The 24,842-nt window shown below is 69.7% G+C and carries 26 protein-coding genes; 9 read left to right on the forward strand and 17 right to left on the reverse strand.

The annotated features are described in order from the left end of the window. Positions 1 to 307 precede the first annotated feature (307 nt). From pstS to pstB, 4 genes are all read left to right on the forward strand, one after another. Positions 308 to 1,435 (forward strand): phosphate ABC transporter substrate-binding protein PstS, encoded by a 1,128-nt coding sequence (gene pstS, locus ACIPSA_RS14890; protein ID WP_402633875.1) that lies wholly within the window; start codon positions 308 to 310, stop codon positions 1,433 to 1,435. A 107-nt stretch (positions 1,436 to 1,542) separates the two neighbouring features. Further along, positions 1,543 to 2,553 (forward strand): phosphate ABC transporter permease subunit PstC, encoded by a 1,011-nt coding sequence (gene pstC / locus ACIPSA_RS14895; protein ID WP_402633878.1) that lies wholly within the window; start codon positions 1,543 to 1,545, stop codon positions 2,551 to 2,553. Continuing rightward, on the forward strand, positions 2,550 to 3,614 hold the full coding sequence (gene pstA / locus ACIPSA_RS14900; RefSeq protein WP_402633881.1) for a phosphate ABC transporter permease PstA: 1,065 nt from the start codon (positions 2,550 to 2,552) through the stop codon (positions 3,612 to 3,614). The genes pstC and pstA overlap by 4 nt, the downstream gene beginning before the upstream one ends. A gap of 40 nt (positions 3,615 to 3,654) precedes the next feature. Beyond that, complete coding sequence (gene pstB / locus ACIPSA_RS14905; protein WP_402633883.1) at positions 3,655 to 4,431, forward strand: phosphate ABC transporter ATP-binding protein PstB; 777 nt, start codon at positions 3,655 to 3,657, stop codon at positions 4,429 to 4,431. Between the two features lie 464 nt (positions 4,432 to 4,895). On the opposite strand, the gene ACIPSA_RS14910 is transcribed toward pstB, so the two are convergent. Continuing rightward, a complete protein-coding gene (locus tag ACIPSA_RS14910; protein WP_402633886.1) occupies positions 4,896 to 5,894 on the reverse strand; it encodes an anion permease in 999 nt (332 codons plus the stop codon). 7 nt (positions 5,895 to 5,901) lie between these two features. Then, on the reverse strand, positions 5,902 to 6,522 hold the full coding sequence (locus ACIPSA_RS14915; protein WP_402633889.1) for a DUF47 domain-containing protein: 621 nt from the start codon (positions 6,520 to 6,522) through the stop codon (positions 5,902 to 5,904). A 188-nt stretch (positions 6,523 to 6,710) separates the two neighbouring features. On the opposite strand from ACIPSA_RS14915, the gene ACIPSA_RS14920 reads away from it, so the two are divergent. Further along, a complete protein-coding gene (locus tag ACIPSA_RS14920; protein ID WP_402633892.1) occupies positions 6,711 to 7,049 on the forward strand; it encodes a metal-sensitive transcriptional regulator in 339 nt (112 codons plus the stop codon). Positions 7,050 to 7,118: 69 nt separating this feature from the next. Here the strand turns inward: ACIPSA_RS14920 and ACIPSA_RS14925 are convergent, their stop codons facing one another. After that, positions 7,119 to 7,295 (reverse strand): hypothetical protein, encoded by a 177-nt coding sequence (locus tag ACIPSA_RS14925; protein WP_402633895.1) that lies wholly within the window; start codon positions 7,293 to 7,295, stop codon positions 7,119 to 7,121. Positions 7,296 to 7,389: 94 nt separating this feature from the next. Continuing rightward, positions 7,390 to 8,247 (reverse strand): hypothetical protein, encoded by an 858-nt coding sequence (locus tag ACIPSA_RS14930; RefSeq protein ID WP_402633898.1) that lies wholly within the window; start codon positions 8,245 to 8,247, stop codon positions 7,390 to 7,392. Between the two features lie 143 nt (positions 8,248 to 8,390). On the opposite strand from ACIPSA_RS14930, the gene ACIPSA_RS14935 reads away from it, so the two are divergent. Next, positions 8,391 to 8,564, forward strand: a complete 174-nt coding sequence (locus ACIPSA_RS14935; protein ID WP_402633901.1) for a hypothetical protein — start codon at positions 8,391 to 8,393, stop codon at positions 8,562 to 8,564. Positions 8,565 to 8,605: 41 nt separating this feature from the next. Here ACIPSA_RS14935 and ACIPSA_RS14940 read toward each other — a convergent pair whose 3' ends face one another. The 6 genes from ACIPSA_RS14940 to mshD all read right to left on the reverse strand — a co-directional run bounded on the left by ACIPSA_RS14940 (position 8,606) and on the right by mshD (position 14,327). Further along, on the reverse strand, positions 8,606 to 9,028 hold the full coding sequence (locus tag ACIPSA_RS14940; protein WP_402633904.1) for an NUDIX hydrolase: 423 nt from the start codon (positions 9,026 to 9,028) through the stop codon (positions 8,606 to 8,608). Between the two features lie 28 nt (positions 9,029 to 9,056). Beyond that, on the reverse strand, positions 9,057 to 10,118 hold the full coding sequence (locus ACIPSA_RS14945; protein ID WP_402633906.1) for a CHAD domain-containing protein: 1,062 nt from the start codon (positions 10,116 to 10,118) through the stop codon (positions 9,057 to 9,059). Then, positions 10,099 to 12,453, reverse strand: coding sequence for an RNA degradosome polyphosphate kinase (locus ACIPSA_RS14950; protein WP_402633909.1), 2,355 nt, complete (start codon positions 12,451 to 12,453; stop codon positions 10,099 to 10,101). Before ACIPSA_RS14950 ends, ACIPSA_RS14945 begins: the two co-directional genes overlap by 20 nt. Before the next feature lie 81 nt (positions 12,454 to 12,534). Further along, positions 12,535 to 12,882, reverse strand: a complete 348-nt coding sequence (locus ACIPSA_RS14955; RefSeq protein ID WP_402633912.1) for a hypothetical protein — start codon at positions 12,880 to 12,882, stop codon at positions 12,535 to 12,537. Positions 12,883 to 13,014: 132 nt separating this feature from the next. Beyond that, the gene (locus ACIPSA_RS14960) at positions 13,015 to 13,362 is read right to left on the reverse strand and encodes an ABC transporter ATP-binding protein (RefSeq protein ID WP_402633914.1); all 348 of its coding nucleotides are present in this window, start codon (positions 13,360 to 13,362) and stop codon (positions 13,015 to 13,017) included. Positions 13,363 to 13,400: 38 nt separating this feature from the next. Further along, the gene (gene mshD / locus ACIPSA_RS14965; RefSeq protein ID WP_402633917.1) at positions 13,401 to 14,327 is read right to left on the reverse strand and encodes a mycothiol synthase; all 927 of its coding nucleotides are present in this window, start codon (positions 14,325 to 14,327) and stop codon (positions 13,401 to 13,403) included. A 206-nt stretch (positions 14,328 to 14,533) separates the two neighbouring features. Between mshD and ACIPSA_RS14970 the strand changes: the two genes are divergently transcribed. Beyond that, a complete protein-coding gene (locus ACIPSA_RS14970) occupies positions 14,534 to 16,336 on the forward strand; it encodes a bifunctional metallophosphatase/5'-nucleotidase (RefSeq protein ID WP_402633920.1) in 1,803 nt (600 codons plus the stop codon). Positions 16,337 to 16,391: 55 nt separating this feature from the next. Here the strand turns inward: ACIPSA_RS14970 and ACIPSA_RS14975 are convergent, their stop codons facing one another. The 3 genes from ACIPSA_RS14975 to ACIPSA_RS14985 form a co-directional block, all read right to left on the reverse strand. Next, complete coding sequence (locus ACIPSA_RS14975; RefSeq protein ID WP_402633922.1) at positions 16,392 to 17,105, reverse strand: response regulator transcription factor; 714 nt, start codon at positions 17,103 to 17,105, stop codon at positions 16,392 to 16,394. Between the two features lie 55 nt (positions 17,106 to 17,160). Next, positions 17,161 to 17,880 carry a PH domain-containing protein gene (locus tag ACIPSA_RS14980; protein WP_402633925.1) on the reverse strand — a complete coding sequence of 240 codons (720 nt, stop codon included), beginning with the start codon at positions 17,878 to 17,880 and terminating at the stop codon, positions 17,161 to 17,163. A 96-nt stretch (positions 17,881 to 17,976) separates the two neighbouring features. Further along, positions 17,977 to 20,052: a pectinesterase family protein gene (locus tag ACIPSA_RS14985; RefSeq protein WP_402633928.1), complete on the reverse strand. Its 2,076-nt coding sequence runs from the start codon at positions 20,050 to 20,052 to the stop codon at positions 17,977 to 17,979. Positions 20,053 to 20,281: 229 nt separating this feature from the next. On the opposite strand from ACIPSA_RS14985, the gene ACIPSA_RS14990 reads away from it, so the two are divergent. Both ACIPSA_RS14990 and ACIPSA_RS14995 read left to right on the forward strand, forming a co-directional pair. After that, entirely contained in the window at positions 20,282 to 20,632 is a 351-nt protein-coding gene (locus ACIPSA_RS14990; protein ID WP_402633931.1) for a hypothetical protein, read from the forward strand. Beyond that, complete coding sequence (locus ACIPSA_RS14995; RefSeq protein WP_402633934.1) at positions 20,629 to 20,988, forward strand: hypothetical protein; 360 nt, start codon at positions 20,629 to 20,631, stop codon at positions 20,986 to 20,988. The genes ACIPSA_RS14990 and ACIPSA_RS14995 overlap by 4 nt, the downstream gene beginning before the upstream one ends. Here ACIPSA_RS14995 and ACIPSA_RS15000 read toward each other — a convergent pair. From ACIPSA_RS15000 to ACIPSA_RS15015, 4 genes are all read right to left on the reverse strand, one after another. Next, positions 20,963 to 22,411 carry an ATP-binding protein gene (locus ACIPSA_RS15000; RefSeq protein ID WP_402633937.1) on the reverse strand — a complete coding sequence of 483 codons (1,449 nt, stop codon included), beginning with the start codon at positions 22,409 to 22,411 and terminating at the stop codon, positions 20,963 to 20,965. The genes ACIPSA_RS14995 and ACIPSA_RS15000 overlap by 26 nt on opposite strands. Further along, entirely contained in the window at positions 22,408 to 23,142 is a 735-nt protein-coding gene (locus ACIPSA_RS15005) for a response regulator transcription factor (protein ID WP_402633940.1), read from the reverse strand. Before ACIPSA_RS15005 ends, ACIPSA_RS15000 begins: the two co-directional genes overlap by 4 nt. A 101-nt stretch (positions 23,143 to 23,243) precedes the next feature. Then, entirely contained in the window at positions 23,244 to 23,474 is a 231-nt protein-coding gene (locus ACIPSA_RS15010) for a hypothetical protein (RefSeq protein ID WP_402633943.1), read from the reverse strand. Between the two features lie 40 nt (positions 23,475 to 23,514). Further along, on the reverse strand, positions 23,515 to 24,723 hold the full coding sequence (locus ACIPSA_RS15015) for a S1C family serine protease (RefSeq protein WP_402633946.1): 1,209 nt from the start codon (positions 24,721 to 24,723) through the stop codon (positions 23,515 to 23,517). Between the last annotated feature and the right edge of the window lie 119 nt (positions 24,724 to 24,842).

Here is a 24,842-nt window from a genome sequence, read left to right on the forward strand (position 1 = left end):
TGAGGGTTCCACCGGGTTCGAAAGCTCGTGCGCCTCGCCCAGTTCTTGCCGCGGCGGGCTGTCGCGTGCACCACCGTACGTAACCGGCTCGTCGGAACCGGGACGTGCCCTCCCCGTGAGCATTCCGTGACCTAACCGGGCCGACGGCAGGGGTTCACCCGCCGTTCACTTCCGGCCATTGGTCGCTTCACCTGATCTGCCTAATTTCGGCCCTACCCGGTGCGGAGTGCGGACAAAAAGCGCTCGCGTGCCACAACGACCTCGCACGCCGCCCGTCGGTGGCGGCTCTTGGAAGGAACTCCCGAAAGTGATGCTTCAGCGCAAGAACCGGCTGCGCGCCCTTTCCCTCGGTGCTGTCGCCGTCTCCGGCGCCCTGGCCCTGACGGCGTGCGGCTCGGACGACACTGGCAAGAAGTCGAGCGACAACTCCTCGTCCTCCACCAGCGCGAGCTCCATCAAGTGCGACAACGCCAAGGGTCAGCTGCTCGCCGACGGCTCGTCCGCGCAGAAGAACGCGATCGACGCCTGGGTGAAGGAGTTCTCCCAGGCCTGTGGCGTGCAGATCAACTACAAGGGCGGCGGCTCGGGCGCGGGCGTCACCGCGTTCAACCAGGGCCAGATCGCCTTCGCCGGTTCCGACTCGGCGCTGAAGCCCGAAGAGGTCACCGCCTCCAAGAAGGTCTGCTCCGGCGGCCAGGGCATCGACCTCCCGATGGTCGGCGGCCCGATCGCCCTCGGTTACAACGTTCCGGGTGTCGACAGCCTGGTCCTGGACGCGCCGACCCTCGCCAAGATCTTCGACAGCAAGATCAAGAACTGGAACGACGCGGCGATCAAGAAGCTGAACCCCGGCGCGAAGCTTCCCAACCTCAAGATCCAGGCGTTCCACCGCTCGGACGAGTCCGGCACCACGGACAACTTCACCAAGTACCTGATCGCCACCACCCCGGACAACTGGAAGTACTCCGGCGGCAAGGCCTGGCAGGCCAAGGGCGGCCAGGCTGCTCCGCAGTCCGCGGGTGTTGCCCAGCAGGTCAAGCAGACCGCCGGTGCCATCGGTTACTTCGAGCTGTCCTACGTCACGGACGGCATGAAGGCCGTGTCCATCAACACGGGTGCCAGCAAGCCGGTCGCCCCCAGCACCGACAGCGCCACCGCCGACATCGCCGCCGCGAAGGTGATCGGCACGGGCAAGGACCTGTCGCTCCAGCTGGACTACAAGACCAAGGCCGAGGGTGCGTACCCGCTCACCCTGGTCACCTACGAGATCGTCTGCGACAAGGGCAACAAGGCCGACACCCTCCCCGCGACCAAGGCGTTCCTGCGCTACATCGCGAGCGAGGACGGCCAGAAGGTCCTGTCGGGCATCGACTACGCGCCGGTTCCCGACGACATCATCGCCAAGGTCCGCACCACCATCGAGGGCCTGAGCTGACCTGAGTGTGCGGTCCGGTCCCGGGACACCGGGACCGGACCGCACCGTCCGGTGCACCGCCGCCAGGAGCCGTACACCTCACACGGCTCCGCAGACCGGAGAACCCGATGGACATATCTACACAGAACACAGAAGAAGCGCCTCCCCCCACCCCTCAGCCGACCGCGGCCGCGCAGAAGCGCACGACCCGTGGTGCCACCCGACCCGGTGACCGGATCTTCCTCGGTCTCTCCCGTGGGTCGGGCATCTTCCTGTTGGTGATCATGGCCGCCATCGCGGCCTTCCTCGCCTACCGTGCCTCCCTCGCCATCAGCAAGGACCACGGGAACTTCCTCACCACCTTCGAGTGGAACACCAACCTCACACCGCCGACCTTCGGTATCGCGGTGCTGGCCTTCGGCACGATCGTCTCCTCGGTCATCGCCATGCTCATCGCGGTGCCCGTCGCCGTCGCGATCGCGCTGTTCATCACGCACTACGCGCCGCGCAAGCTGGCCGGCCCCGTCGCGTACGTGATCGACCTGCTGGCCGCGGTGCCGTCCATCGTGTACGGCCTGTGGGGCGCGCTGATCCTCGTACCGCACATGACCGGCCTCTACGGCTGGCTCAACGACTACTTCGGCTGGACCGGCCTGTTCACCTGGGACGAGGGCGCCCCGCGCTCGATGCTCACGGTCGGCATCCTGCTCGCGATCATGATCCTGCCGATCATCACCAACGTGAGCCGCGAGGTCTTCCGCCAGGTCCCGCAGATGCACGAAGAGGCGGCCCTGGCCCTCGGCGCCACGCGCTGGGAGGTCATCCGCATGTCGGTGCTGCCCTTCGGCCGCTCCGGCGTGATCTCCGCCTCGATGCTCGGCCTCGGCCGCGCCCTCGGCGAGACGATGGCCGTCGCCACCGTGCTCTCCCCGGACTTCCTCATCCACGGCAGCCTGCTCAACCCGGGCGGCGGCACCTTCGCCCAGAACATCGCCAGCAAGTTCAGCGAGGCGACGCAGGACGGCCGTGACGCGCTCATCGCCTCCGGCCTGGTCCTGTTCGTCATCACCCTGCTGGTCAACGGCGCGGCCCGCATCATCATCGCCCGTCGCGCGGAGTACTCGGGGGCCAACGCATGAGCCACGCAGCCGTCGTCACCGACAAGCGCCCCAGCACGCTGCGCGGCGCCAGCCTCCCCAAGTGGTCGCCCTGGGCGATCGCTGGCGGCTCGATCGTCCTCGGGATCGGCATCGGCCTGGCCGCGGGCCTGGACAGCAAGATCCAGTGGGGTCTGATCGCCGCGCTCCTCTTCGTCTTCGGCACGTACGGCATCGCCGCCCGCGTCGAGGGCCGCCGCCAGGCCAAGGACCGCATCGCGACCAGCCTCGTCTGGGTCGCCTTCGTCCTCGCCGTCATCCCGCTGGTCTCCCTGATCTGGGTGACCGTCGCGCGCGGCGTCAAGGTCCTGGACATCTACTTCCTGACCCACTCCATGGGTGTGGTCGCCGACACCGAGCCGGGCGGTGGCATCTACCACGCCATCATCGGCAGCCTGGAGCAGGTCGGCCTGGCCACCCTGATCGGCGCCCCGATCGGTGTGCTCACCGCGATCTACCTGGTCGAGTACGGACGCGGGGGCCTCGCCAAGTCCGTCACCTTCTTCGTCGACGTGATGACCGGTATCCCGTCGATCGTCGCCGGTCTGTTCATCCTCAGCCTCATGCTGATGGGGGACATGCAGCCCTTCGGCTTCGCCGGCTCCCTCGCCCTGGCCATCCTGATGATGCCGGTCGTGGTCCGCTCCACCGAGGAGATGCTCAAGCTCGTCCCGAACGAGCTGCGCGAGGCGTCCCTGGCGCTCGGCGTCCCGAAGTGGCGCACCATCCTGAAGGTGGTCCTGCCGACCTCCATCGGCGGCATCACCACCGGCATCATGCTGGCGGTCGCCCGTATCGCCGGTGAGACCGCGCCCGTGCTGCTGCTCGTGTTCGGCAACCCGTTCATCAACACGAACCCCTTCGAGGGTGCGCAGTCGTCGCTGCCGCTGTACATCTATCAGCAGTTCGCGAACAGCGCGGGTTCCGGTGCGGCGTACGACCGGGCCTGGGCGGCCTCGCTGACGCTGATCGCCTTCGTGATGATCCTCAACCTGGCGGCCCGCGCGATCGCGCGCTGGAAGGCCCCGAAGACCGGTCGCTGACTGCGGCCCTCAGCGACTGATTTCTGGAAGTGAAGTAGACATGGCCAAGCGAATCGACGTAAGCGGACTCACCGCCTACTACGGCTCCCACAAGGCGATCGAAGACATCTCGATGACCGTCGAGCCCCGCTCGGTGACGGCCTTCATCGGCCCCTCCGGCTGTGGCAAGTCGACGTTCCTGCGCACGCTGAACCGTATGCACGAGGTCACCCCCGGCGGTCGCGTCGAGGGCAAGGTCCTGCTCGACGACGAGGACCTGTACGGCGCCGGCATCGACCCGGTGTCGGTCCGCCGCGAGGTGGGCATGGTGTTCCAGCGCCCGAACCCCTTCCCCACGATGTCGATCTTCGACAACGTGGCGGCGGGCCTGCGGCTGAACGGCAACTACAAGAAGAGCGAGCTCGCCGACATCGTCGAGAAGTCGCTCAAGGGCGCGAACCTCTGGAACGAGGTCAAGGACCGGCTGAACAAGCCCGGCTCGGGTCTGTCCGGTGGTCAGCAGCAGCGTCTGTGCATCGCCCGCGCGATCGCGGTGGAGCCGAAGGTGCTGCTCATGGACGAGCCCTGCTCGGCCCTCGACCCGATCTCCACCCTCGCCATCGAGGACCTGATCGGTGAGCTGAAGGAGCGCTTCACGATCGTCATCGTGACGCACAACATGCAGCAGGCGGCGCGTGTCTCCGACCGCACGGCCTTCTTCAACCTCGCCGCCGTCGGGCAGCCCGGCAGGCTGATCGAGATCGACGACACGGAGCGCATCTTCTCCAACCCGTCGGTCCAGGCCACGGAGGACTACATCTCCGGCCGCTTCGGCTGAGCCGATGCCGGTATAGAACCCCTCGCGGTGCTGCATGGCGGTGCCACCGCGAGGACGAAAAGGGCCCGCCCCTGGCTCCCGGGGGCGGGCCCGTTCGTATTGCGCGCCGGCGAGGTTCCCCTGGGCCTCCGCCCCGGACCCCCACCAGGGGGCTCCGCCCCCTGGACCCCCGGCCTGTGCCCACCCGCCACCCGACTCGGTTGGCTGAAAAGCGAGCACCGGGCCCTCGGCGGCGCGGGAAAGGCGCGTGGCGGGGCTCGGCGGGGAGGGAAAGGCGCGTGGCGGGGCTCGGTGGGGCTGGGAAGGTGCGCGCGGTGGTAGTCCGCGGGGTGGGGAAAGGTGTGCGCCGCGGGGCTCGGTGGGGCTGCTGGAAAGCGGGCGTGCGGGGTTGCTTCGCAGCCGACCGCGACGGGTTGGTGGAGTGGGAAACGGGGGTCTGGGGGCGGAGCCCCCAGCTACGGCTCCTAGAGGAACACCAGGTTCACGACCCCGAAAGCCAGCGCAGCGACCACCGCAGCGGCCGGCATCGTGATGAACCAGCCCATGACGATGTTCTTGGCGACCCCCCACCGCACCGCGTTCACCCGCTTCGTCGCCCCGACGCCCATGATGGCCGAGGTGATCACATGGGTGGTGGAGATCGGCGCCTTGAAGAGGAACGCCGTCGTGAACATGATCGACGCCCCCGTGGTCTCCGCCGCGAACCCCTGCGGCGGGTCCAGCTCGATGATCTTCCGGCCCAGCGTGCGCATGATGCGCCAGCCACCCGCGTAGGTGCCGAGGGACAGCATCACCGCGCAGACGATCTTCACCCACACCGGGATCGGGTCGCCGTAGGTCTCGTGGCCGGAGATGACCAGCGCCATCACCACGACACCCATCGTCTTCTGTGCGTCCTGCAGGCCGTGTCCGAGCGCCATGGCCGCCGCCGAGACGGTCTGCGCTATCCGGAAGCCCCGCTTGGCCTTGTGCGGATTGGCCCGCCGGAAGATCCACATGATCGCCGTCATGACCAGGTAGCCGACGATCAGACCCACGACCGGCGACAGGAACATCGGGATGACGACCTTGTCGAGCACCCCGTTCCAGAGGACGGTCGTGCCGCCCGCGAGCGCCGCGCCCACCAGGCCGCCGAACAGCGCGTGCGAGGAGGAGGACGGCAGGCCGAAGTACCAGGTGATCAGGTTCCAGGTGATCGCACCGAGCAGCGCCGCGATGAGGATGCCCATCCCCTTGCCGCCCTCGGGCGTCTGGATCAGGCCCTCGCTGACCGTTTTGGCGACGCCGGAGCCCAGGAAGGCACCGGCGAGGTTCATGACCGCGGCCATCGCCAGCGCCGCCCGGGGCGTCAGCGCCCGCGTCGACACCGACGTCGCGATCGCGTTCGCCGAGTCGTGGAAGCCGTTCGTATAGGTGAAGAAGAGCGCGACCGCGATGGTCACGACCAGGACGGTGGTGTCCATCGACGCCTCAGGACTCCTTGACGGCGATGGTCTCCACCGTGTTCGCCACGTGCTCGAAGGCGTCCGCCGCTTCCTCCAGCACATCCACGATCTGCTTGAGCTTGAGGACCTCGATCGCGTCGTACTTGCCGTTGAAGAGGTGCGCTAGAAGCTTTCTGTGGATCTGGTCGGCCTGGTTCTCCAGCCGGTTGACCTCGATCCAGTACTCGGTGAGGTTGTCCATGGTGCGCAGGTTCGGCATGGCCTCGGCCGTCAGGTCGGCGGCCCGTGCCAGCACCTCGATCTGCTGCTCGACGCCCTTCGGCAGTTCCTCGATGTTGTAGAGGACGACCAGGTCGACGGCCTCCTCCATGAAGTCCATGATGTCGTCGAGGGAGGACGCCAGAGAGTAGATGTCCTCGCGGTCGAACGGCGTGATGAACGAGGAGTTCAGCTGGTGGAAGATCGCGTGCGTGGCATCGTCGCCCGCGTGTTCGGCTGCCCGCATCCGCTCTGCGATCTCGGCCCGGGCGGAAGCGTCCGCCCCGAGCAGTTCCATCAGGAGTTTCGAGCCGGTGACGATGTTGTCCGCGGATGCGGCGAACATGTCATAGAAGCTCGTCTCCCTGGGGGTCAGACGAAATCGCACGTGGGGTCCTCGGGGTGCTTCGGTTTCGGTCAGGCTGATGCTAGGTGCAACATCCGGCCACGGCTATCGGGCCGTCCTCCAGTGTCGCCCATCGGACAGATCGATCATCACGGGGGCGTACCAAGGGCCCTATACCCAGCAAAGTTCGTTACGATATACCCACTAGGGGTATATGTCTGGAGGACGCGATGACGACCACCGAGGCCGGCGCCACGGCGCCCTCCGAGGATGCGCACGAGGGCGCCACGCACGGCTATCACAAACAGAAGGACGAGCACCTCAAGCGGCTGCGCCGGATCGAGGGGCAGATCCGTGGGCTCCAGCGCATGGTCGACGAGGACGTCTACTGCATCGACATACTCACGCAGGTGTCCGCGTCCACGAAGGCGCTCCAGTCCTTCGCGCTGCAGCTCCTGGAGGAGCACCTGCGGCACTGCGTCGCCGATGCGGCGGTCAAGGGCGGCAGTGAGATCGACGCGAAGGTGGCAGAGGCGACACAGGCGATCGGGCGGCTGCTGCGCACCTGAGGAGTCCTGCCGCGGACCTGAGGAGTCACGGGGCGGGCGGTCCCCCGTCCGCCCCGTGGGACACCCGGCCTACTCGCCGGAGGCGTCACGCTCCTGGACCACTTTCAGCACCTCGTCGATGCTCTCAAGGCTGAGCCGGTCCTCGTGGGCGGCCGAGGCCGCGATGATCAGGTCTCCGCACAGCTCGATCTCGGCGAGGGCCACGTGGTCCTGAACTGCCGTACCGCCGACCGGAGCCACGTGCATCACCTCATCTCTGCCGATACCGACTTCCTAGAGTAGGCAGCGGTCTACACATCGCGCATGGCACGGAAGGGCTAGTTCGCGGAATGGTTACCGGCTAGTTCTCTGGCTGGTTCTCTGCGATCCGGCCCGCGTAGATGTCCTTCGAGGACGGCAGCCGTACGTTCGCGAGGGCGCCGAAGTCGTACAGCAGCGTCGTCGAGGCGACCGCGACGGTGGCCTTCTGCTGCCCGTTGACGAAGCTGAAGCGCTGCCTCAGCTTACGAATACGGCCCTGGTCGTCGAGATAGGCGTCGAACGGCACCCGGGCCGTGGCGAACCCTTTCGCCGCCGAGGCCAGGGCCGCCCGGTTGCCCGCCGAGGCGGTCCGGGCCGCCCTGCCGAGATCGGCGGTGCCCCGGAAGTGCCGCACGGGTGTCCCGCCGACCTCGGTCCGCCCCACGAAGGTCGCCGTGCGCGTGCCGCGCAGCAGCTCCGCGGCCGCGTACGGGTCCGTCACCCCGCCCGTCACGAGGTTCCCGTCGGAGAGCGTGGCGGTCTCCACCCGGACCCACTTGTCGGCGGGCACGCCGGCCCCGCGGTTCTTCATGAACAGGGCGCCAGGGGCGAGGAGCTCGGTGATCGGGCGGTGCTCCGCCGTCCCCGCCGGGTCCTGCGGCAGCTGCACGACGAGCCGGCCGAGCTGTCGGCGGTAGTCGTAGACGCCCTTGCCGCGGATGGTGACCCGGGTGCCGCCGGTGGCCATCTCCATGGACGTGCTGGCCTTCGAGCTGCCCGCTTCCCGCAGCAGGTCGGCGGCGCGGTGCAGTGTGCCGACCGGGTCTCCCGCGCCACGCGCGTCCTCGGCGGCGACCCCGCTCACGGAGCACCCCGTGCCGCACGCCATGCCGAGCCCGGCCAAGATTCCCACCGCGACGACCGTCCCACTCGAGCGCCTGCGCTGCCGCCGATCCATCGCCTGCCTACCCCCAGCCGGTACGTCCGTGACGGGCCCCCTGTCGTTCCGGTAACGACGAGCAGGGGCGCACCGTCACGCGCTGCCCAAGGCCTACCGGGGGCATAGGAGTGCTTTACTCCGGCCTCGGTAACGTTGTCGGCGTGACGCAGCAGGACGGTCCGGAGCGGGCCCCGCAGGGGCAGGAACACCACACGGCGACGTATGAACAGGGCCGCTTCTGCGTGGCCCGCTGCACCTGCGGCTGGCGCGGTCCGGCCCGCCGCGCCAGAAGCCAGGCCCGCACGGATGCCGAGGGGCACTCGGCGGCCGGCTGAGACCGGTCCGTGGGCCGTACATCCGCGGGCCGTACAGAGGGCTACGTGTGTTCGAGCTGCCGCACCAGCACGTCGACGAGGTCCCGGTCGCGGGGCTGGGTCAGGCGGCTGCGGGCCGCGGCGGGGGAGAGCCACAGGATGCGGTCCACCTCGTTGTTCGGGGTGAAGCGACCCGAGGCGGCTTCGGCCGCCCAGTAGCGGACCTGTTTGGGGCGGCCGTTGGCCAGATATCGCAGGGTCGGCAGCTCGGTTCCGAGGACGGCGGTGTAGCCGGTCTCCTCCGCCACCTCGCGCAGCGCCCCGGCCATCGGGTCCTCGCCCCGTTTGAGCTTGCCCTTGGGGTGGGACCAGTCGTCGTACTTCGGCCGGTGGACGAGACAGACCTCCAGGTCGCCGTCCACCGGGGAACGTCGCCACAGAACGCAGCCCGCGGCCCGGACGATGGTGTCGTTCGTGTGCGTCACCGGTGCTCTCACCGCCTCCTCGGGAGGGTCAGGGCGCGCTGACCGCCTGTTTCTGCCACGACTGCTGGAACGCGAACCTCGCCGCCTCCACCTCGTGCCGCTGGTCGGCGTGGAGCACGCCCAGGGCGTACGCCGTCGCCGGGGCGATGCGCGGGGTGCGGGCCGCCTGCGCCGCCGCCGCGGCCGCCTCCGAGGCGTCGCGGTGCCGGTTCAGGGCCTGTCCGGCCGCGAGGAGCCGCACGTCAACGGGGGCGGCCGGGCCGCAGAGGACCTCGCGGCCGTAGCGGTGCAGGCGCAGCAGCAGCCGGACCTGGTGCCAGGGGCCGTCCTGGGGGTGGGGGGACGGATCCGGGGACAGGCCGTGGATCAGGGCCTCGGCGTTGTACGGGTGGCCGGCGGTGATCAGCGGCAGGGCGGCGATCGCGTCCATGAGCCGTTCCTCGGCGGCGGCGGCCTGCGGGCGCAGATCGGTGGTGGGGGCGGCCGGGGTGAGCGGGACCTCGCTGGCGAGCACGGCGACCTTGTCGGCGACCGCGTGGAAGCGGGAGGAGCCGAGTGCCTGGAGGGCTGTGGAGTGGGCCCGGGTCCGGGCGAGGGTGAGCTGGCGGTCCAGCAGGGCGCCGGCCTTCGCCGCGCCCACGGTGAGGTTGCCGCGGTCCGGGGCGGCCGTGGGCGGCACACCCCGGCCGTTCCCGGCCGGGCCCGCCGGGCCGACGGCCTGCGCGGGAAAGACCGTCGAACCCGACAGCCGGTGCAGGGCCAGCAGCAGCCGCTCCAGTCGGGCCTCGTACGAGTGCTCCAGCCCCAGCGTCCCCGAGAGCCAGGCCAGCTCGGGGCGCATCTCCTCCGACCAGTCGGCGTCGAGGAGCGGGCGGAAGGTGTGCAGGCTGCCGCTGATGCGGCGGGCCGAGCGGCGCAGGGCACGCGCCGCGTCGACGGCCTCCTCCGTGGCGGCGGCCGCGCCGGTCTCCCGGTGCAGCCGCAGCGCACGGAGGAACTCCGTGGCCTGGGCGCGCAGGTAGCCCCCGAGGGCGTCACCCGTCACCACGCCGGCCGTGGGGTCCGTCGGTTCAAGGTGTTGCTGTGCCACGCCGGCGCCTCCGGGCGTCTATGAGCATCTCCTGGATGTTGCGCAGGGGCTGTCCGTCCGCGTCGGTCGCGTGCCGGGTCCACTCGCCGTCCGGGCCCAGGCGCCAGGAGGAGGTGGAGTCGGACATGCCGGTTTCGAGCAGTCGGTTCAGGGACGCCCGGTGGGCCGGGTCGGTGACCCGGACCAGAGCCTCGATCCGGCGGTCGAGGTTGCGGTGCATCATGTCGGCGCTGCCGATCCAGACCTCGGGCTCGCCGCCGTTGCCGAAGGCGAAGATTCTGGAGTGCTCCAGGAAGCGGCCGAGGATGGACCGTACGCGCATGTTCTCGGACAGGCCGGCGACGCCCGGGCGCACCGCGCATATGCCGCGCACCCACACGTCGACCGGCACACCCGCCTGGGACGCGCGGTAGAGGGCGTCGATGAGCGCCTCGTCGACGATCGAGTTGACCTTGAAGCGGACGAAGGCCGGGCGGCCCGCACGGTGGTGCTGGACCTCCTTGTTGATCCGCGAGATCAGGCCGTCGCGCAGGGACTTGGGCGCGACCAGCAGACGGCGGTAGGTCTCCCGGCGGGAGTAGCCCGACAGCCGGTTGAACAGGTCGGACAGGTCGGCGCCGACCTGCGGGTCGGCCGTCAGTACGCCCAGGTCCTCGTACAGCCGGGCCGTCTTCGGGTGGTAGTTGCCGGTACCGACGTGGCTGTACCGCCGCAGCGTGTCGCCTTCCTGACGGACCACCAGGGACAGCTTGCAGTGGGTCTTCAGGCCGACGAGGCCGTACACGACGTGGCAGCCGGCCTCCTCCAGCTTGCGCGCCCACTTGATGTTGGCGTGCTCGTCGAAGCGGGCCTTGATCTCGACCAGGACGAGGACCTGCTTGCCGGACTCGGCGGCGTCGATGAGCGCGTCGACTATCGGCGAGTCGCCGGAGGTCCGGTAGAGGGTCTGCTTGATCGCGAGGACGTCCGGGTCGGAGGCCGCCTGCTCCAGGAAGGCCTGTACGGACGTCGAGAAGGAGTCGTACGGGTGGTGCAGCAGCACGTCCCGGGTGCGCAGGGCCGCGAAGATGTCGGGCGCCGACGCGGACTCGACCTCCGCCAGGTCGCGATGGGTGCCCGCGACGAACTTCGGGTACTTCAGCTCGGGACGGTCGAGGCCGTGGATGCGGAAGAGGCCTGTGAGGTCCAGGGGTCCCGGCAGCGGGTAGACCTCGGCCTCGCTGATCTTCAGCTCGCGCACCAGCAGGTCGAGGACCTCGCGGTCGATGGACTCCTCGACCTCCAGGCGCACCGGCGGCCCGAAGCGGCGGCGCATGAGCTCCTTCTCCAGGGCCTGGAGCAGGTTCTCCGCGTCGTCCTCCTCGACCTCCAGGTCCTCGTTCCGGGTGAGCCGGAAGGCGTGGTGCTCCAGGACCTCCATGCCCGGGAAGAGCTCCTCCAGGTGGGCCGCGATGACGTCCTCCAGCGGGACGTACCGGCCCGGGGCGGCCTCCAGGAAGCGGGACAGCAGCGGCGGCACCTTCACGCGGGCGAAGTGCTTGTGGCCGCTGACCGGGTTCCGTACGACGACGGCCAGGTTCAGGGACAGGCCGGAGATGTACGGGAACGGGTGCGCGGGGTCCACGGCCAGCGGAGTGAGGACCGGGAAGATCTGGTGCCGGAAGAGCGTGAAGAGGCGCGCCTGCTCCTTCTCGGTCAGCTCGCTCCAGCGGACCAGGTGGATGCCCTCCTCCGCGAGGGCGGGAGCGACGTCCTCGTGGTAGCAGGCGGCGTGCCGGGCCATGAGCTCGCGGGAGCGGGCCCAGATCATCTCCAGCACTTCACGGGGCTGGAGACCGGAGGCCGAGCGGGTGGCGACACCCGTCGCGATACGGCGCTTCAGACCGGCGACCCGGACCATGAAGAACTCGTCCAGATTGCTGGCGAAGATCGCCAGGAAATTCGCCCGTTCGAGGAGGGGCGTATTGGGGTCCTCGGCCAGTTCGAGGACACGCTCGTTGAAAGCGAGCCAGCTGCGCTCCCGGTCGAGGAATCGACCCTGCGGCAACTGGGCCCCTTCAACCTTCGCCTCCTCGTACGCGTCGAGGTCAGCATCGATGTCGGGTTCCAGGTCGGAGACCGCGGCGGCCACGGTGTGCGGGCGGTGCGCGGCGATGGAGCCCACGGAGGGCTGTGCGTGCTGGACCTGTGCCTGGGTGTCTGACTGGCTCATAAACCCATTGTTCCGCGCCACGAGCGAGACGGGCGCGTCGGAACGTGCGGGTGGGAGCGTCACTGCCCCGTTTCCCGCTGCCCCCTCGGGGGGTGGCGAAGGCTCTGGCACGGCGGGCTTCATTGGCTGAGCGTCGCAAGTTCGTCTGAACCGATGGTTACGGAGACATGGCGTGCGGGATATGTGGGAGCGGCCCCCGGGCGTCTACGCCGGCCGGTTTCCCGTACGACGCCTGAGGTGACGGCACGTACGTCCCTCCCCCCGTGGAAGGGACGTACGCGAGCGTCGGTCCCACCCGGCCCGGCGGCGCAGCACCGAGCGGGCCGTCGTGGTCGCGAGGGCCGCAAGGGTGAGGACGATGCCGCTCTCCACCAGGTGGAGGGGCCGGTAGTGGGACTCGGGGTGGTAGACGGCGAAGCAGCCGCCGGCGTTCCGGCGCCGGTGCACCTGTCGGACGCCATCGGGCAGCTCGCACCGCTTCGGCGAGGTACGGGTGACCGTCGGCCACAGGGCCGCGCTCAGCTCCAGCAGGAGGCTGAGCAGCCACTTCACCGTGAAGGCCGCGGCCGTGGCGGCCAGGGTCCGGCGAGCCGCAGCAGCGGGGCGGCGCCGAGGAGCACCAGGCCGGCCCGGACGAGCGGCGCCGGGTGAGGACGAGGTCCTCCAGGGGCGGGGGCCGGTGCGTCAGTGGGCGGGCAGCGGGCCCGCCGGGCGGATCGGTGCGCCGAGCCGGCGGCCGGTGACCCGGGAGGCGACGGTGTGCGGGGCCAGGTCGGAGGTGTCCGCGGCCGCGGACACGAGCGTGTGGGCGGCCGGCGGGTCGTCGATCTCGCCGGTCAGGCGCATCCGGCCGTCCCCGACCGGAAGCAGGTGGTCGCAGGAGTCCTCCAGCTCGGCCACCGTGTGCGAGGCCATGACAATCATGGTGCCGTGCTCGGCCGCCTGTGCCATCGGATCGTCCATGAGCAGCAGGTCGGGCCGTTTGCCCAGGGCAGGGGCGAGCGCGACGCGGGTGCGCCAGGGCGGTGTCACGGAAGCCGCCCCTTGTGAGGGAAATGTCAGCCTGGGTATCAGGTTTCGGCCCGGTACATCAGGTCGGTCTCGTGCGTCACGAACCCGAGCCGCTCGTACACCGAGACGGCGGACTTGTTGTCGGCGTCGACGTACAGCATCGCCGTGGGCAGCCCCTGCGCGGCCAGGTGCCGCAGGCCGATCGTGGTGAGGGACTTGCCGAGCCCGCCGCCCTGGGCGCCCGGGGCCACCCCGAGGACGTACACCTCGCCGATGCCCTCCTCGGCGTGCACCTTGGTCCAGTGGAAGCCGAGCAACTCACCTGCCCGCTCGGCGAGGAAGAAGCCGGCCGGGTCGAACCACGGCTGGGACTTGCGGTCGTCCAGGTCACGCTGGGTGAGGGAGCCCTGCTCGGGGTGGTGCGCGAAGGCGGCGGCGTTGACGGCGAGCCAGGCCGTGTCGTCCTGCCCCGGGACGAAGGTGCGCACGGTCACGCCCTCGGGCAGCTTCGGCTCGGGCAGCTCCAGGTTGGTCAACGGCCGTCGCATCTGCCGGAGTTCACGGAACAGGGTCAGTCCCAGGACCTGGGCGAGGTGCCGGGCGGCGGAGTGCCCGCCGTGCGCCCACACCCGCAGCCGCTTTCCGGACGCGGCCAGCAGGGCCGAGCCGAGCGCCCGCCCGTGCCCGTGCCCGCGCTGAGAGGGGTGTACGACCAGCTCGGCGGCCGGTGCCTCCACCGGATCGGTGTCCTCCAGTTGGGCGTAGCCGACGAGTTCGCCGCCCACGGTCAGCAGCAGATGCGAGACACCCTCGCGTGCGCCGCCGCGCAGTTGCAGACGCCCCTGCTCCGACACCGGCTGCTGACCGTCGGACCGGGCGGCCTCCGCGAGCAGCCCGAGCACGGCCTCGGCCTGGTCCGGGGAGAGCTCGGAGTAGGTCTCGATGGAGCGGGAGGAAAAGGGCCGTACGGTGTCGTCGCTGGTCATGCGTATGAGGGTACGGCGAGCTCCCCGCAAAGTGGCGGCAATGGAATCGGCGAAGAGGCAGGCGAAGGAACGGGCAAAGGGACAGGCAAAGGAACAGCCAAAGGGAAACCTGGATGTAACCACGAACCCCCTGTCGCGCTACGCGCGTTGACCCTAGGCTGCGCCCGATCGGACCACTCACCACAGCCGACCCACAGGGGGGTCCCATGCCGGCCACGTCCCATCCGCCCCGCCCCGCCGGACGCCGTACGTACGCGTTCCTGGCGGCCGTCGCGGGCCTCGCCACCGCCGCCGCCCTCGCCGCCGCGCTCCCCGCGGACGCGCACGACAACAAGGGCGGCGGGCACCTGCCGAGCCGTTACCAGGACGTCCAGCTCCTCTCCTTCAACGACCTGCACGGCAACCTCGAACCGCCGTCCGGTTCCTCCGGCCGGGTCAGCGAATTGCAGGCGGACGGCACGACGAAGAGCATCGACGCGGGCGGTGTCGAGTACCTCGCCACCCACCTCCGCCAGGCCCGCCAGGGCCACCCGTACTCCATCACCGCGGCCGGCGGCGACATGGTCGGCGCCTCCCCGCTCATCTCCGGCCTCTTCCACGACGAGCCGACCATCGAGGCGCTCAACAAGCTGGACCTGGACGTCACGTCCGTCGGCAACCACGAGTTCGACGAGGGCGCCAAGGAACTGGCCCGGCTGCAGAACGGCGGCTGCCACCCCACGGACGGCTGCTACACGGACCAGGAGTTCGGGGGCGCGGACTTCCCCTACCTGGCCGCGAACGTCCTCGACGAGAAGACCGGCAAGCCGATCCTCAAGCCGTACTGGGTCTGGAAGAAGAAGGACGTCAGGATCGGCTTCATCGGCGTCACCCTGGAGGGCACCCCGAACATCGTCTCCGCCGACGGGGTGAAGGGCCTTCAGTTCAAGGACGAGGTCGAGACGATCAACAAGTACGCCAAGGTGCTCCAGCGCCAGGGCGTCCAGTCGATCGTGGCGCTGATCCACGAGGGCGGCTTCCCGTCCTCCTCCTCGTACAACTACAACTGCGACTCGCCGGGCGCCGGTGACGGCATCTCCGGCCCGATCGTCGACATCGCCAAGAACGTCACCCCGGCCGTGGACGCGCTCGTCACCGGCCACACCCACGCGGCGTACGTGTGCACCGTCAAGGACCCGTCGGGCAAGCCGCGCATGGTCACCTCGGCCGCGTCCTTCGGCCGCCTCTACACGGACACCACGCTGACGTACGACCGTTGGACGGGTGACATCGCCCGTACGGCCGTGAAGTCGGCGAACCACGTGGTCACCCGGGACGTCGCCAAGGCGCCCGACATGACCGCGCTGATCGGCAAGTGGAACGCCCTGGCCGCCCCGATCGGCAACCGCGCCATCGGCTACATCTCCGCCGACATCAACAACACCGGCACCGAGTCCCCGATGGGCGACCTGATCGCGGACGCGCAGCTGGCGTACGGCAAGGAGCTGGACCCTCAGACCGACCTCGCGCTGATGAACCCGGGCGGTGTCCGGGCGGGCCTGACCTACGCGGCCAAGGGCAGTGAGGGCGACGGGGTCGTCACCTACGCCGAGGGCTTCACCGTCCAGCCCTTCTCCAACACGGTGAACCTGCAGAACTTCACCGGGGCCCAGCTGATCCAGGTACTCAAGGAGCAGGTGAGCGGTGCGAACGCGGCCGCCCCGAAGATCCTCCAGCCCTCCTCCGGCCTGACGTACACGCTGGACCTGACGAAGGCGGGCGCGGACCGGGTGGTCACCGACTCGATCCGGCTGAACGGGGCCGCCATCGACCCCGCCGCCACCTACCGCGTCGCCACCAACAGCTTCCTGGCGGGCGGCGGCGACGGCTTCCCCACCCTCGGGCAGGGCACCGGCGACCTCGTCGGCACGGACGACCTGGCCGCGCTGGAGAAGTACATGACGGCCAACTCCTCCGCCACGGCGCCGATCGTGCCTCCGGCGGCGAACCGGATCACGGTCGTGCAGTAGAAGCCGTAAGGACGTAAAGCCGTGCTGCCGCCGGTGGCGGACGACACGGTGATCCTCAGGTGGTAGCGCCGTCGCGCAGGGTGTAGCCGAGGCCGCGCACGGTGTGGATGAGCCGCGGTTCGCCGCGGCTCTCCAGTTTGCGCCGCAGGTACATGACGTACACGTCCAGCGTGTTGGACGTCGGCTCATAGTCGAAGCCCCAGACGTCCTTCATGATCTGGCCGCGGCTGAGCACCTTGGCGGGATTGCGGAGCAGGTACTCGAGCAGCGAGTACTCGGTCTTGGTCAGGTCGAGCGGGCGGCCGCCGCGGGTCACGGCGCGGGCGCGCAGGTCCATGTCGACGTCGAGGAAGGCGAGCCGGCCGGCCTTCGTCCGCGGCGGCTCGGGCGCCCGGCCCGGGCTGCGGCGCAGCAGCGCCCGTACCCGGGCGAGGAGCTCCTCCGCCGCGAACGGTTTCATCAGATAGTCGTCCGCGCCGTTGTCGAGGGCGACGATCCGGTCGCCGACCGCGTTCCGGCCGGTGATCATCATGATCGGCACGGTCGATCCGGAGGCCCGCAGCCGCCGGGTCGCCGCCAGTCCGTCGAGGCCCGGCATGGTGACGTCCATCAGCACCAGGTCGGGCTTGCTCCCCGGGGCCGCCATCAGGTCGAGGGCGGTACGCCCGTCCCCGGCGAGGACGGTGTCGTACCCCTCGAACCTGAGCAGCCGACCGATCCCTTCCCTCACGGCCGCGTCGTCGTCGGCCAGCAGAATCTTGCGCGCCATTGGTCAAAAGTGTGACGAGGTGCTGTGGCGGAGCTGGCAGAAGTATGTGGGTGGGCTACGGGGTGCGCGGGGGGCGGACGGCCCAGAACCAGTTCAGGAGGGCGCCCAGCACGGCGAACGCGGCCAGCGGTACGCACACGAGCAGCAGGAACGGGCTCTTCGGAGACCCGACGGCCACCTCCCCCGCCAGGACCACGACCATGGCGCCCAGCGTCAGCGCCGCAGCGATGCTCGCCCAGCGCCACGCCTTGCGCTGCACGGTCCGCCGCCGGATCCGTTCCTCGACCTCGGGGCGCTGCTCCCAGGTCAGGCCGCGGTGCCGGGCGGCGGCGGTGCGCAGGTCCGCGACCTCGGCGAACGGGTCGTCCAGTTGCCACTCGTTGAGCTGCGGGAGCATGAAGCGGCGGCCGTCGGAGTCGTACAGGTAGGCCGGCCACTGGGGATGGAGGGCCGTCCGGCCGCCCTCGACGGGCTGCACCCGGATGTCGTAGACGTCGCGCCAGGCCCAGGTGCGTGCCCGTACGGGCCCCTGCCGGGTGATCCCGTCGGCGGTCACGCGCGTGCGGGCCCGCAGCTGGGACAGGGCGACCCAGGCACACGCCCACAGGATGAGCGCCGCGCACACGGCCGGCCACCAGGGGGGCATGTCGTCCTCGGTGCGGACGGTCTGCAGAAGACCGTTCCCCATGATGATGACGACCAGAAGCACGTAACGTCCGGGAAGTTTCCGCTGTTTGCGGTATTCCCGCTCCATCTCTGTGCCGCCCTCGTCCATGGCGGGTTCCCCTCCCCAGGCGCACCGGTCGGGTGCGCGACTGGGGAGAGCGTAGGACCCGTTCCGTCGGGGCGTTCTTCCGGGGCGTCCCTCCGGTCAGGAAGCCGTCGGCGTCCAGTCGCCCAGCCAGTCCGCGACCTCCTGGTCCGCGGCTTGGGCGTCGGTGAGCTGGGGGCGGTTGCTGCTCGCGGCGCCCGATCCGGCACCGGTGTTCCGGTACTCGGTGAACCGGTCGTCCTTCCAGCTGAAGCCGCCCATGTCCGTCCACGGGGTGGACTTGATCGCGGCACTCAGGGTGCTGTTGCGGACGGTGGTCTGCGGGTCGACGGTGGTGTCGCCGCCGGGGTGCCAGTTGCGGCCGAGGTAGAAGCTCGCGGTGGAGACGTCGCCGCTGATGGTCGACCGGTTGACGAGGATGCCCTTGCGGCCGGCGGGGGTCGACGGGGCCGTGACATAGCCCGCCGAGGTGCCGTTCCAGCGCTTCTTGAGGGTGATGACGGACTTGTCGATCACGGCCGTCGCCCGGCCGAAGACGAAGTCGACGTTGCCGGTGATGTAGGAGTTGGTGACGTAGACGCGGCCGGTCCTGTCCTTGGCGGCGGTCTCCATCTCCAGGGTGTCCTGGTCGCCGTTGAGGATCACCGAGTCCAGCATGACCTTGTCGGCGGACGTCAGCAGAGCGACCGCCTGATTGGCGATGTCCTGGTGCTTGGCCTCGTCGAAGTCGTTGGTGACGGTCAGGTTGCGCAGCTGCGAGTCGTCGGCCAGGACCGAGACGGTGGCGCTGCCCGGGGTGCCGTAGGTGCCGGAGCCGTCGGGCTTGGTGGTTCCCGCGGCGTTGTTGTAGACGATCACCGTGTCCTTGCGGCTGCCGCCCGCGCCCTGGATGGTGACGTGCGGCTTGTCAGCCGGAACCTTCACCGTCTCCCGGTACGTGCCCGGCTTCACGGAGATGACCACCCGGGAGGAGTTGTTCACGGGTACGGCGTCGACGGCGGCCTGCACGGTCTTGTACTGGCCGCTGCCGTCCTGGGCGACGGTGAGCGTGGTGCCGGCCGCCTTGGTGGTGGCGGTCGTACCGAGCGAAGTGCGCGGTCCCGCGCCGGACTTGAGCAGGGCGGGCACGTCGGCCGCCTTGTCGAGCGTGTAGCCGTAGTAGCTCTTCGGGTCCCAGGCCGCGCCCGTGCCCCCGCTCTCGTTCCTGCCGCTCGTACCGGAGAACTGGTTGCCGCTCTGGACGAGGGTGGCGGTGCTGTCCCGGATGACCGGGTTGTTCATGCCCTGGAAGTAGGAGTTCTGCAGGAGCATGTTCGTCCTGCCGCGCGCGTAGTTGCCGTAGGACGACTTGATGGCGGTGCCCGCCTCGTCCTCCAGGAAGTTGTTGTACAGGTGCGCGTGGGCGACGTTGTCCGTGGAAGGGTTGCGCTGCTCGGTCTCGCGGATCCAGTTGTGGTGGACGGTGATGTCCGCGGTGACGTTGTCGGTCCAGCCGATGCCGAACGCCTTGTTCTCCGTGCTGAGCTTGTTCCAGGAGACGGTGAGGTAGGTCGTGTCCTTGCGGCTGTCGATCAGGCCGTCGGCCATGTGCCGGATGTCGTTGTGATCGATCCAGACGTGGTGCGCGCCGTCCATCTGGATGCCGTCGTAGTCGTGTTCCTTGTCGTTCCAGACACCCTGGTACGCGTCCCGGATGGTCAGGTTCCGGATGATCACGTTGTGAACGCCCTGACCGAGGAAGAAGCCGCCGCCGACGATCTGCCCGGAGGTCCCGGACCCGATGATCGTCTTGTTCGACTGGACCTTGATCTCCTTCCCGACCGGGTCCATGGTGATCGTCGACGCGACGACGATGATGTAGGGATCGGTGGCGGTCGCGTACTTCTCCAGGTCGGCAAGGGTTTTGACGGTGACGATCTGGCCGCCGCGTCCGCCGTACGTCCCCTTCTGCCCGAGGGCGTCGACGGAGGCGAAGCCGTCGGCGGTGGCGGTGGCCCAGGCGGGGACGACGGTCGCCGCGGACGCCTTCGGCTGGACGTCGTCCCCGAAGATCCCGAAGACGGTGCCGTAGGCGAGGGCACCGGCGGCGGTGAGGGCGAGGGGGACACCGACGGTGAGCGCGGTGCGGCGTCTGCGGTGGCGGGGCTTGGGGCGGGGGGTGGCCACTGGCTCCATGGGAGGGCTCCGATTCGGTCTGTTCCGTGCGAGGGGTGACCTGTAGTCGCCGCGGGGAGCCGGGAGGTTGCCGGTGTGCTCATGCTTTCGGGTGGCGCCCGCCGGAATTCCTGACTTTCGGGGCTCGCCGCGAACAGGGTGGATCTTGTGACCAGGACACAACGACTGATCCAAGGAGTGCGAGGCGGCTATGGTCGTGAACACGAAGCGTCGAAGGAGGGCATCGGTCATGACCGCTCACGCCACGGACAACGACCAGGTCATCCCGCCTATGCCGGAGCGGACGCCGGATGCGCTGCGCGCGGCCATCGCAGAGCACACTCCCGAGCTTCTTCCTGACTTCGAGGAGCACTGGAAGTGGGCGATCGCCGACGCTTACGACGTCGGCCCGGTGCCGGCGTTCATGGCCCGCTGGTGGGGCCAGTACGCGCTCGCACGCGATCCCAAGCTTGATGCGCACGTGCGCGATCTCGAACACCGAGCTGCGTACGAGTGCACCGACATCGCCGAGGCCAAGGCCCTCCTCGAAGAGGCGGCGAAGATTCACTACCGGGTCCGAGAACTGGAGCCCGGCGAGTGACTGATGGGTTCATGGGGCCGCCGTGGCAGATGGACTGGCGGAGTGACGCCCTTGCCGGGTTCGAGGCACTACCCGACGACGTTCGTGAGATCGTCTTGGCCGTGCGCGGCGAACTGGTCGCCGCGAAGGACCCGTATTTTCGAGGCGTCGACGCCGATTCGGGGCTTCCCGACGGCATGAGGGTCAGACCGGACCGGTCCACCGACCCGAAAGGCCGCCATATGTGTTTCTTCGATGACGGGTACGGCTGGCTGAAGTACACCTTCGTCCGCCGGACCGAAGATCCACAGATCGTGGTTGAAGAGGTCTTCTGGCAAGAAGCCAAACCCCTTACGTGGCCTCCGGTGGAGCCGTAGGCGCCCCCGGCAGCCGCACCGTAGCCACCGTGCCGCCGCCCTCCGCGCGGGCCAGGGACACCTCGCCGCCCGCCTGCTGGACCGTGCGGGCGACGATGGACAGGCCCAGGCCGGAGCCCGGCAGGGCGCGTGCGCTCGGCGAGCGCCAGAAGCGGTCGAAGACGTGCGGGAGTTCGTCCTCGGGGATGCCGGGGCCGTGATCGCGGACCGTCAGCACGCCCTTCTCCAGGGCCACGTCGATCGCGCCGCCCTCGGGGCTGAACTTCACCGCGTTGTCCAGGATGTTCACCACGGCACGCTCCAGCGCGGACGGTTCCGCCCGTACGAACCAGGGCTGCACGTCCGCCGTGATCTTCAGCTCCGGGCCGCGCAGGCGGGCGCGGCGCAGGGCGGCGTCCACGGTGTCCTGGAAGGCGACCACCTGGACGCGTTCGCCCCGCTGACCCTCGGAGCGGGACAGCTCCTGAAGGTCGCCGATGAGCGAGGCCAGCTCCGTCATCTGCGCCTTCACCGAGGCGAGCAGCGCCTTGCGATCCGCCGGGGGGAGCGGGCGGCCCGTCTCCTCGCTGCGGGTGAGGAGTTCGATGTTCGTCCTCAGAGACGTGAGGGGGGTGCGGAGTTCGTGGCCGGCATCGGCGATGAGCTGCTGCTGGAGCTCGCGGGAGCTGGCCAGGGCCGAGGCCATCGAGTTGAAGGAGCGGGACAGACGGGCCACCTCGTCCTCGCTGTCCTCCTCCACCGGGATGCGGATGCTCAGATCTTCGGTGCGGGCGACGTGCTCGACCGCCTCGGTGAGCTTGTCGACGGGGCGCAGACCCGCGCGGGCGACGGCTAGACCGGCGGCTCCGGCGCCGATCACTCCGATGCCGGAGACGAGGAGGAGTATCAGGGCCAGGTCGTTGAGGGTCCGCTGGGTGTCCTTGAGGGAGACGGCGGCCATGACCGCGACGTCGGGATACGGCTCGGAGTCGGGGCCGAATCCCATCGGGACGTTGAAGGTCATCACCCGGACGTCGTTGCCCCTGCTGTCGGCGCTGTTGTGGGACGTACGGATGCGCAAATTCGGGTTCTTGGCTATCTGCCGGTCCGTGGCCGTCACCTTCACCACGCCCTCGGAATCCGGGAGGACACACGTCTTGCCGTCCGTCGTCACGACCTGCAGGTACAGGAAGGAGGGACGGCCATTCGAGTCATCCGTGGTCTGGGGGCAGGTGGCCAACAGCGCGGACACCTGCGCGGGGTTCAGCGTTCGGGGGCCGATGCCCGACAGACGGTCGTCGACCTCGTCGTACAGCTTCCGCTGCACGATGAACCAACACGTCACCGAAACCGCCGCCACCGCGAACGCCACCGCCGCCGCGACCAGCATCGACAGCCGGGCGCGGATCGGCAGCGCGCGGTACCGGCGCGCGAGCCTCTTCACTCCGCCCCGCCCTGCCGCAGCACATACCCCACACCCCGGACCGTGTGCACGAGTCGCGGCTCGCCGCCCGCCTCGGTCTTGCGGCGCAGGTACATGACGTACACGTCGAGCGAGTTCGACGACGGCTCGAAGTCGAAGCCCCACACCGCCTTGAGGATCTGCTCACGGGTGAGGACCTGGCGCGGGTGTGCCATGAACATCTCCAGCAGGGTGAACTCCGTGCGGGTCAGCTCCACCTGCCGCCCCCCGCGCGTGACCTCGCGCGTCGCGAGGTCCATGCGCAGGTCGGCGAAGGTGAGCGCCTCGTCGTCCTCCACCGCACCCGCCACGGCGGCCGCGTAAGAGCTGCGCCGCAGCAGCGCGCGGATACGGGCGAACAGCTCGTCCAGCTCGAACGGCTTGACCAGGTAGTCGTCGGCGCCCGCGTCGAGCCCGGTGACCCGGTCGCCGACCGTGTCGCGGGCCGTCAGCATCAGGATCGGCGTCGTCTCGCCCGCGCCGCGGATGCGCCGGGCCGCCGTCAGGCCGTCCATGCGGGGCATCTGGATGTCCAGGACGACCAGGTCGGGCTTGTACGCGGTCGCCTTCTCCAGGGCGTCCGCGCCGTCGACCGCGACCTCGGTGTCGTACCCCTCGAAGGCGAGGCTGCGCTGGAGTGCTTCGCGCACGGCCGGCTCGTCGTCGACGATCAGGATGCGCTGGGGGTCACGGTCGCCATCGGCGGGGCTCATCGCTCGCTGTTCCTCGGGGTGCGGTGGGTCGTGGTCCTGGGGGCTTACTCAGCGTCGCATGTTTCCGGGCCGACCGGTAAGCGCGATCACGGAGGGCGGGATCAGCCGCGGACCGCCGTCAGCCGCCTCAGCGGAACCTTGTGGAGGTGCGGGCGGGCCGCGGGCATCCGCAGCCCCATCATCTGGGGGGCCGACACCTCAGGGGCCCGCACCGGCCACTCCGGTTCCTGTGGGGGCGCCGCCGGGGCGTGGAGCTCGTACGCCACCTGGAGGGCGAGGGTGAAACCGGCCGGGTTGTTGTCGGCCACCGGGTGCGAAATCTGCTGGATCATGACGTACTCCCTACTCCCCGCGCGGGGGTGTCAGTCGGTGTCAGTCGGTGGAGCCCGCCCGCAGCTTGGCCAGGTCGGACTTGACGGTGTTGATGGGGATCGCGAAGCCGAGGCCGACGCTGCCCGCGTCCGAGGAGGACGAGGAGGAGCTGGAACTGGCCGAGTACATCGCGGAGTTGATGCCGATGATGTTGCCGCCGGCGTCGATCAGCGCGCCGCCCGAGTTGCCGGGGTTGAGGGACGCGTCGGTCTGGAGCGCCTTGTAGGTCGTGGTCGACGAGCCGGTGTCGCCGTTGAACTGCTGGCCGCCGAACTGGAACGGCCACTGGCCGTCGCCGCCGCCCTGGCTCTGGCTCTGGCTCTCGTCCGTCGAGACGGTCACGTCACGGTTGAGCGCCGAGACGATACCGCTCGTGACGGTGCCGGTCAGGCCCTCGGGGGAACCGATCGCCACGACCGTGTCGCCGACCTGGACCCCGTCGGAGTTGCCGAGCGCCGCGGCCTTCAGGCCGGAGGCGCCCTCGAGCTTGATGAGGGCGAGGTCCTTGGAGCTGTCCGTGCCGACGACCTTGGCCGTGTAGCTCTTGCCGTCGCTGGTCGTCGCCTTGATCGACGAGGCGCCCGAGATGACGTGGTTGTTGGTGACGATCTCGCCGCCGCTGGTGATGATCACGCCGGAGCCGGTCGACGAGCCGTTGCTGAGCGTCGCCTTGATCTCGACCACGCTCGGGCTGACCGCGGAGGCGATGGCGGCGACGTCGCCCTTCTTGCTGGACGGCACCACGTTCGTGGTGGTGCTGCTGGAGGCGACGGTGTCCTTGCCGGTCAGCTCCTGGAAGGCGTACGCCGTGCCGCCGCCCACCGCCGCCGCGACTATCGCCACCGCGGCGAGCAGGCCGACCGGGCCCCGGGTGCGCTTCCTCTTCGGCGCGGGCGCCGGGTCGGCGTCCGCCGGAACGGTGGGAACGGTGGGGAGGAGAGCGGTGCCGCCACCGTGACCGATGCCGTCGCCGTGACCGATGCCGTCGCCGTGACCGGTACCGCCGCCGTGACCGCCGTCGGCGGCGGCCGCCGTGGCCTCGCCCGGCCAGACGGGGGTGACCGGCTGCGCGGGCTGGTAGGCCGGCGGGGGCGGCGGCCACTCGGGGTTCACGGGGGCGGAGGCGTGCTGCTGCTGGGGGTACGCGCCCTGGTAGGCGTCGCCCTGGGGGTTCTCGTACTCGCCGCTGCGGCGGAAGCTCTCGGTCATGGATAGAGCTTGTCCCGCGACCATGAGAGCTTCCTGAGTGCTCCCTGAGAAGCCCGGCAGAACCTCGTTTGCCCGATATAAAGAGCCTTCCCGCAGCTCGGTGAGGATTCTCAGGCGGC

Source organism: Streptomyces sp. NPDC086549, from assembly GCF_044746205.1.
In the GTDB taxonomy this organism is placed as follows: Bacteria; Actinomycetota; Actinomycetes; order Streptomycetales; family Streptomycetaceae; genus Streptomyces.